Raw genomic sequence first — 6,329 nt, forward strand, 5'->3', positions numbered from 1 at the left:
GCAACCAGAGCGTGGCCTGCGTGATGGGACGCGGCAACGAATTCGTCGGCCCGGTGAATCTGAAAGCCTGTGGCTGACGGGATGCGCAAATTAAAAAAGGCCGTGAGCATAACGCTCACGGCCTTTTTATTTACGCCTACGGCGCGATCGGGTGCTCGATCACCACCGATTCAATGTTCTGTTTTTTCGCCTTCACCAATGCCGCGTCCACTTGCACCTTACGAGCTTCAGCATCGGCCTGGGAGTTGAACGGACCGATCAGAATTCGCGTTTTACCACTGCCGTCCTTGATCACCGTCGGAACGAATGCGTGCTCGATCAACCAGCCACTCAGATCACTGACAGCCTGAGGCGTTTCGCCGCGCACCTCCAGATCCCACTGCGGTGCAGAAGCCGCCGCAGGTGCCGCCGCCACTGCCGCTTTCGGCTTCTGTACGTCTACACTCTTGCCTTCACCACATCCTGCCAATGCCAGTGCCGCGATGACCCAGACCAATTTGCGCACAACACTTTCCTCGGAATTCTCAAAGCGGCGATCTTATCATTCAAAAATACTTCGCGAGCCCCGCAAAATGGGCACAAAACAACGAGATTGATGATTGCAGCCTCTGTATAGTTACGCCCTGGGAATTAATGCCGCATCTGCGCGTCAGAAAGAGGCACCCAAACCGTGAGACTTCGCACTAATCTATACGTACCACCGACCTCTGCACTGTCTGAATCAGGTGCCCTACAAAGCAATCAAGGAGAAGACCATGCTGATACTCACCCGCAAAGTCGGTGAAAGCATAAATATTGGTGATGACATTACGATCACCATCCTCGGTGTTAGCGGCCAACAGGTTCGCATTGGCATCAACGCCCCGAAAAACGTTGCCGTACACCGCGAAGAGATTTATCAGCGCATTCAGGCAGGCCTGACCGCCCCGGACAAGCCACAAACGCCCTGAGCCGCATCGCAAACCCTAGCCAGTTCGTTTACCCGCGCGTAATGACTGGCTAAAGATTCACGCGCCGTATTGCCACCCGCTTCCCACTCCGCTGGGCACGGCGCCTGAAACACAGCACAGCTTCGCCCCGCATCGCCTCGATCTCCCCGCCCTTCTTTCTTTCCGGTCGATACTACCTGTCATTACCAGAACTGACTGTCGGACATTTCCGATAGGGAGCAGGGAATTGCGCCGTCCTAAGCAAATGTCACACCGCGAGCCATGCCAGTGGCCGCAATCACCATCAGCACCATCAGCAGTGCTTCGACGTGACTGATTCGCGCAAACAACTTCGCCCGGCCGGTATCGAGCTCTGCGCCTCGCCCCAAGGCAATACGCCATTTGATCAGGGTGATCATTGGTGCGAGCTCTATCAGCAGAATCAGCACAAACAGCGTCATCTTCAAATGAAACAGCGGCTGATGAAGATAATAGTCAGCGCCCTTTTCGAACCCGCCGAATGCACGCATCCCGCCCGTAATCAGCAAAACCAGCGCAGAAATCCCCCAGAGGCTGTCAGCCAGCAAAACCCGCTTGACCTCACCCGCGCCCGAACCCAGGCGCATGAACGCCGTGCCGCGCGTCAGCACCGCCCAGAAGCCCAGAGCAAACGCCAATAGATGAACAGCGGCAAGCAACCAGTGAATCAGCATCGAAACACTCCCGTGACAAGAGTCGGAAATCGGCCAGTCAGTAGTAGTCGAAAAAGCAGGGACCTGCTTGTCGAAGATCGCTACGGGTTGAATAGAGAGGAACAGGAGGAGCGGACGCCAAATTGCAGGCAAAAAAAATCCCAAGCAGCTGATGGAAGCTTGGGATTTAAAAATGCATAAACCGTGGTGGTGAACGCGGGGCGAATATTACTGAATTCAAAGAGGGGCAACAACGTTTTTTTGATAACCGGTTGGTTAAATAAAATCGTAACCCCTTCAATATCCACACAATTTTCAAGGATGACGGCGACCGACGGTGAGCTATCAGCCGAACACCAGACCCAAACCTTTTCCGTGCCCCTGCAAATCGCAGACAACAAAAAAGGGCCCACCTTTCGGTGAGCCCTTCTAGACCGCCCAGCAGAGCGGATTTTGTTTGGTAGGCGCGATTGGACTCGAACCAACGACCCCCACCATGTCAAGGTGACTTCGGAATAACCGTAAGCTACTGATATAAAAAGGAAATAGACCTAAAATTCCAGCGTAAAAAATCGCCATTACTCCCCATAAGAATCAACAACTTAGCGCTGTATTTTCCTACAGTGCTTTGCCCTCCTACGGCCTTCTGCCGACCGAACACCAATCAAAAATCCTACAGCTCGTCGCCTTATCCTCGCCCACCTGCCCCGTCTCGATTACTGTACATGCATACAGCATCTGTACAGCGAATCTCCCTCCATGAATTTCGACCAAGCCAAATCTCTCCGGCTCCAGCAATGGCGCGCGACTCTCGACGACCAAGACTTTCGCATGCAAAACCCGGAGGCACATCGGGAAACGCTTCATCAAATGGCTGGTGCGCTACATACAGAGGGACTGATCGATCAGCTTGAGCAATTCGATATGAACGAGATGGCAGACGCCGCCTACTGGCATTCTGTAGAAGAGCTGCAAAACTCGCCGGGCCAGTACCGCGGAGCGTCGACCTACGATGTCGTGCAGGTCCACACCGGTAGGCTGCTTGGCAATATCAGCCGTTCCATCTTCAACTTCGAAAGCGACGAACCACGCGGCGCCTCGTTTCCCTACGACGGCAAGGTTTACTCTGGCGCGGACGGAGTACGGCTGACCTTGGGGCTTTCCCGAAAGATCGGGACAATCTCGGGCCTGTTTCTGGAACTGAATGGGCGCCGGTACCAGCTCGTTGAAACCGAGCGGGTCGTTCGCGGGGTTGATTACAAGCCAATGGATGATCCAGACGCTTACCGCGCTCTGGTTGATGCGGCTCAAATCGCCAAAGAAGAGCGAGACCTACGCGCTTTTGAAAAGGTGCGACCTCACATTGAGTCGGCGGCCTTCTGCATGTGCCCTGCCTGCCTCGATCAGTTTGGCGCCCGGGAAGACTGCCCAACCTGCTCCGGAAAAGGTTTTGTAACGAGGCCCGCGCCCGCGGGTCTACGCTGAAGAAACCATGCGAGGATCGGGCAATGTGCGGACGACTATCCCAGTACAGTGGCATTCACGACTTCGTGGCAGCGCTGAGCATGCCGAACGCCCTGGTCAATTCGACCGGGGATCAGCGTTTCGAGCGGTACAACGCCGCGCCGACCGCCCAGCTCGCCCTTTTTCACCAAGAAGGCCAATTCTTGCACGCGGACATGGTTCGGTGGGGATGGCGACCGCACTGGGAAAAAGACCGCGCCGCACCGATCAACGCCAGGGTCGAGAAAGTCGCCCACGGCCCGTTCTTCCGCGCGATCTGGCCGCACCGGGCGATCATAGCCATCAACAACTGGTTCGAGTGGGTCGACGAAGGCGGGCCGAAAAAGCAGCCCTATTTGATCAGGCACCGGGACCAGTCACCAATCCTGTGTGCCGCCATCGGCCAATATCCGAACGACGAGCACGGGCCGGGCGAGCACGACGGGTTCGTGATCATCACCGCCGACAGCGCCGGCGGCATGGTGGACATCCACGACCGGCGTCCGGTCGTACTGTCACCAGAGCTCGCCCGTGAATGGCTGGACCCGGTAACGCCGAAAGAGCGTGCGGAGCAGATGGTTCTTCATCATGGGGAGCCGACCGAAGTGTTCGAATGGTTCAAAGTCGACCGCGCGGTGGGGAATGTCCGAAATCAGGGCTCCGAGCTGATCCGCCCAGTCAGCGAGTGAGCTCTCGGATATACGCCTGGCATGCCTGCAGCGCGATCAATCCGCGGTCGCCGGTATCGGTGATGGCGATAATTCGTTGAGCATGCGCCGGGTCAAGTCGGGCTCGTACGGTTGCATGATCCACGCTGCCGGCGATGGCGGTGGCTGGCACACCACAGCCTTTGGAAGCGTCGGTTGCGTCGAGGATGACTGACAGCCGCAAATCAGAAGTGGCAAGGCGATCGCGCAGGCGATCTTGGTCACGTTGGGCATCGGTCATTTTCCTGAAGTGTGTTTGCTCGCTGGCCGACAACTGCTGCTCGAGCGCCAGACGCTTGTCCTGCTCGGTCTGCTGCGCGGTAGCCGCGGCCTGGGTCAGTTGATTGAGGGTTTCGGCGTGCAGCCGCGCCTGCTCGGCCAGTTGGCCGCCGTAGCGCCAGTCCTGAAACTGCCAGGCGCTGCCGGCGCCGATCAGCACCAACGCCAGCACACCCACCGCTTTCCACGGAACGACCATCACGGCACATCCCGGAAGAATACGTGCCCGCCCAACTTGAGCGTCTGCTTTGCCTTAGCCGACCAAGCCGGCGCCTTGATGCTGGTCGCGTAATAGTGCGTGGCGCCGCCGGTGGGATCCGGCACTTTGCCGTCGATCACCTGGTCAGCAGCGATCCGACATTGCGCCAGCTCGCGGAACGGAATTTCCTTCAAGCCGATCAGGAACTGATAGTTCGGGTCGGTCTTATTCCAGCAGCTGAACTGGTACGGTTTCTGGCACACACCGGCGTAGCCCTCGCCCCACCACGAATTCGTCTTCCCATCGAACACACGGTTGCGGATCGTCCAGGCCACGGCAATCTGGCCGGCCGTGCCTTCGCCGCGGGCCTCCCCCCAAATCGTGCGGGCAAGGATGTCGCGGTCTTTTTCTGCTGCATTCATCACTTTTCTCCAGACAATAAAAAACCGCCCGTAGGCGGTTTGTGTTAACAGCAAGACGCTATCCAATAAACTCTTTAACTCTAGCCTGAGCCTCTGCGAGTTGTTCCTCCAGGACTTTGACTCTTGCCTGCGCTTCGGCTAGTTCGCTCCACCCTTTAATCATTTGCTTTTCTGCGTGAACGCACCGCTTCTCGAACTCAACCTCTTCGGCGCGAACCCAGTTATCGTATATGTTGGGCGGAAGGCTAAAGTGCTCAATCAAGTCATCATACTTTTCATCTGAAATATAAAACCTATTTACTGCATCGCAATAAACATATTTGTAGCCGTGGCTAATGATCCTGTTGTCAAATTCCACCCAATGCTTGGATTTCCTGCCTGGCTCATGCGACTCTACCAGTATGATCCAAGGTCGGCATTGATCGAAGTCATGACCATTGAATGCCTCTATCTCAGCCCCTTCAACGTCGACCTTCAAGAAGTGAACGGTCGAGCTTTTGACATATTCACTACAAATTGTACGCAGGCAGGTGACTGGTATAATTTCTTCTCTGACCTCCCAACCGCTGGCCTTATGCTGTTCCATCAGCCAAGTGTTGGTTGTTGAAAGCTCATTTTCGTCACCAACAAAATAGATTGGAATATTACCGTCAAAACTCCAAATTCCGGAATTGATATTAATATCGCGATTTCTTTGTTCAACAAGTCTTGCAAACGGTCTTGAACCCGGCTCGACATTGATGCCAGACCAGCCGCGATCATAAAAAGCTTTTGTTACGGAGTGGGTGTCTGGCTCTGCGGCGCCGAGATCGATATAGAAGCCTTTGTCTATATCAGAAAGAGCTCTGTGTAAAATCAGGTCTTCGAAATTTTGCGAATATGTAATAAATTTCACGGCCACTCTTCCTGAGTTTTTGTGACCCAAATCCTACACAGAGACTATCTAAAATACCAAAGCTTTTCGGAGCATGGCGGGGCCGAACTCTTTTCGCTCCAGGTCAGCTGGCAGCCCACGGATCACCGACGGCCGTGAAAGAGCTACCGTCGTACAGATCACCAATATCAACCCGCTGCTTTGCTCGCAACTTCACTACCGCCCCATCCTCAGGGGGTGACCAGCTTTCAGTATCACCATCCCAGACGATCAAATTAATGACCTTTCCTTCAGCAACCATTGCGTAATTAGAAATAGTAGCCATGCTCCCTCCTATCAATATTCGATTTGGACGTAACCTTGTGTGCCATTGCCGCCCTTGGCGCCGGCACCTGCGCTAGCGCCATACGTTGCGCCTGCTCCGCCGCCGCCCGATCCGAATCCTGCTGCCAATTGGCCTACGTTCCCACCAGCTGGTGCACCACCTCGCATCATTCCGCCACCACCACCAAATGACCCCGAGCCGCCGTTACCGCCACCACCGCCAAACCCACCGTCATACCCAAGACCACCACCAGGGAATCCAGTCGATTGAGCTCCACCTCCAGGGATCAGACCGCCGCCACCGCCGCCACCACCAGTCAGGGTGAACAGCGAACCAATTACTGTGTTGCCGCCCGCAGTCCCTGAAATGCCATTATTTGCGCCAGACGCCCCTCCGTTA

General features: G+C 55.5%; 9 protein-coding genes and 1 pseudogene. 4 read left to right on the top strand and 6 right to left on the bottom strand.

Annotated features, from left to right (window positions below; genetic code table 11):
• Positions 1–77, top strand: a pseudogene (locus DBR24_RS33080) (deoxyribonuclease); the annotation flags it as partial.
• A gap of 59 nt (positions 78–136) precedes the next feature.
• Here DBR24_RS33080 and DBR24_RS20735 read toward each other — a convergent pair.
• Positions 137–505, bottom strand: coding sequence for an SPOR domain-containing protein (locus tag DBR24_RS20735; protein WP_128615688.1), 369 nt, complete (start codon positions 503–505; stop codon positions 137–139).
• Positions 506–755: 250 nt separating this feature from the next.
• Between DBR24_RS20735 and csrA the strand changes: the two genes are divergently transcribed.
• Positions 756–950, top strand: a complete 195-nt coding sequence (csrA, locus tag DBR24_RS20740) for a carbon storage regulator CsrA (RefSeq protein ID WP_003179932.1) — start codon at positions 756–758, stop codon at positions 948–950.
• Between the two features lie 236 nt (positions 951–1,186).
• On the opposite strand, the gene DBR24_RS20745 is transcribed toward csrA, so the two are convergent.
• Positions 1,187–1,642: a DUF2214 family protein gene (locus DBR24_RS20745; RefSeq protein ID WP_128615695.1), complete on the bottom strand. Its 456-nt coding sequence runs from the start codon at positions 1,640–1,642 to the stop codon at positions 1,187–1,189.
• A 738-nt stretch (positions 1,643–2,380) separates the two neighbouring features.
• On the opposite strand from DBR24_RS20745, the gene DBR24_RS20750 reads away from it, so the two are divergent.
• Entirely contained in the window at positions 2,381–3,106 is a 726-nt protein-coding gene (locus DBR24_RS20750) for a hypothetical protein (protein ID WP_128615689.1), read from the top strand.
• A gap of 23 nt (positions 3,107–3,129) precedes the next feature.
• Entirely contained in the window at positions 3,130–3,813 is a 684-nt protein-coding gene (locus tag DBR24_RS20755) for an SOS response-associated peptidase family protein (RefSeq protein ID WP_128615690.1), read from the top strand.
• On the opposite strand, the gene DBR24_RS20760 is transcribed toward DBR24_RS20755, so the two are convergent.
• The 4 genes from DBR24_RS20760 to DBR24_RS20775 all read right to left on the bottom strand — a co-directional run bounded on the left by DBR24_RS20760 (position 3,803) and on the right by DBR24_RS20775 (position 5,930).
• On the bottom strand, positions 3,803–4,309 hold the full coding sequence (locus DBR24_RS20760; protein ID WP_128615691.1) for a lysis system i-spanin subunit Rz: 507 nt from the start codon (positions 4,307–4,309) through the stop codon (positions 3,803–3,805). The two genes, DBR24_RS20755 and DBR24_RS20760, sit on opposite strands and share 11 nt — an antisense overlap.
• Positions 4,309–4,731 (bottom strand): cell wall hydrolase, encoded by a 423-nt coding sequence (locus DBR24_RS20765; RefSeq protein WP_128615692.1) that lies wholly within the window; start codon positions 4,729–4,731, stop codon positions 4,309–4,311. The genes DBR24_RS20760 and DBR24_RS20765 overlap by 1 nt, the downstream gene beginning before the upstream one ends.
• A gap of 58 nt (positions 4,732–4,789) precedes the next feature.
• Complete coding sequence (locus DBR24_RS20770) at positions 4,790–5,626, bottom strand: FkbM family methyltransferase (RefSeq protein ID WP_158277047.1); 837 nt, start codon at positions 5,624–5,626, stop codon at positions 4,790–4,792.
• 103 nt (positions 5,627–5,729) lie between these two features.
• Complete coding sequence (locus DBR24_RS20775) at positions 5,730–5,930, bottom strand: hypothetical protein (RefSeq protein WP_128615694.1); 201 nt, start codon at positions 5,928–5,930, stop codon at positions 5,730–5,732.
• Positions 5,931–6,329 lie beyond the last annotated feature (399 nt).

The sequence above is a fragment of the Pseudomonas sp. HMWF006 genome, assembly GCF_003061205.1.
GTDB lineage: Bacteria > Pseudomonadota > Gammaproteobacteria > Pseudomonadales > Pseudomonadaceae > Aquipseudomonas > Aquipseudomonas monsensis.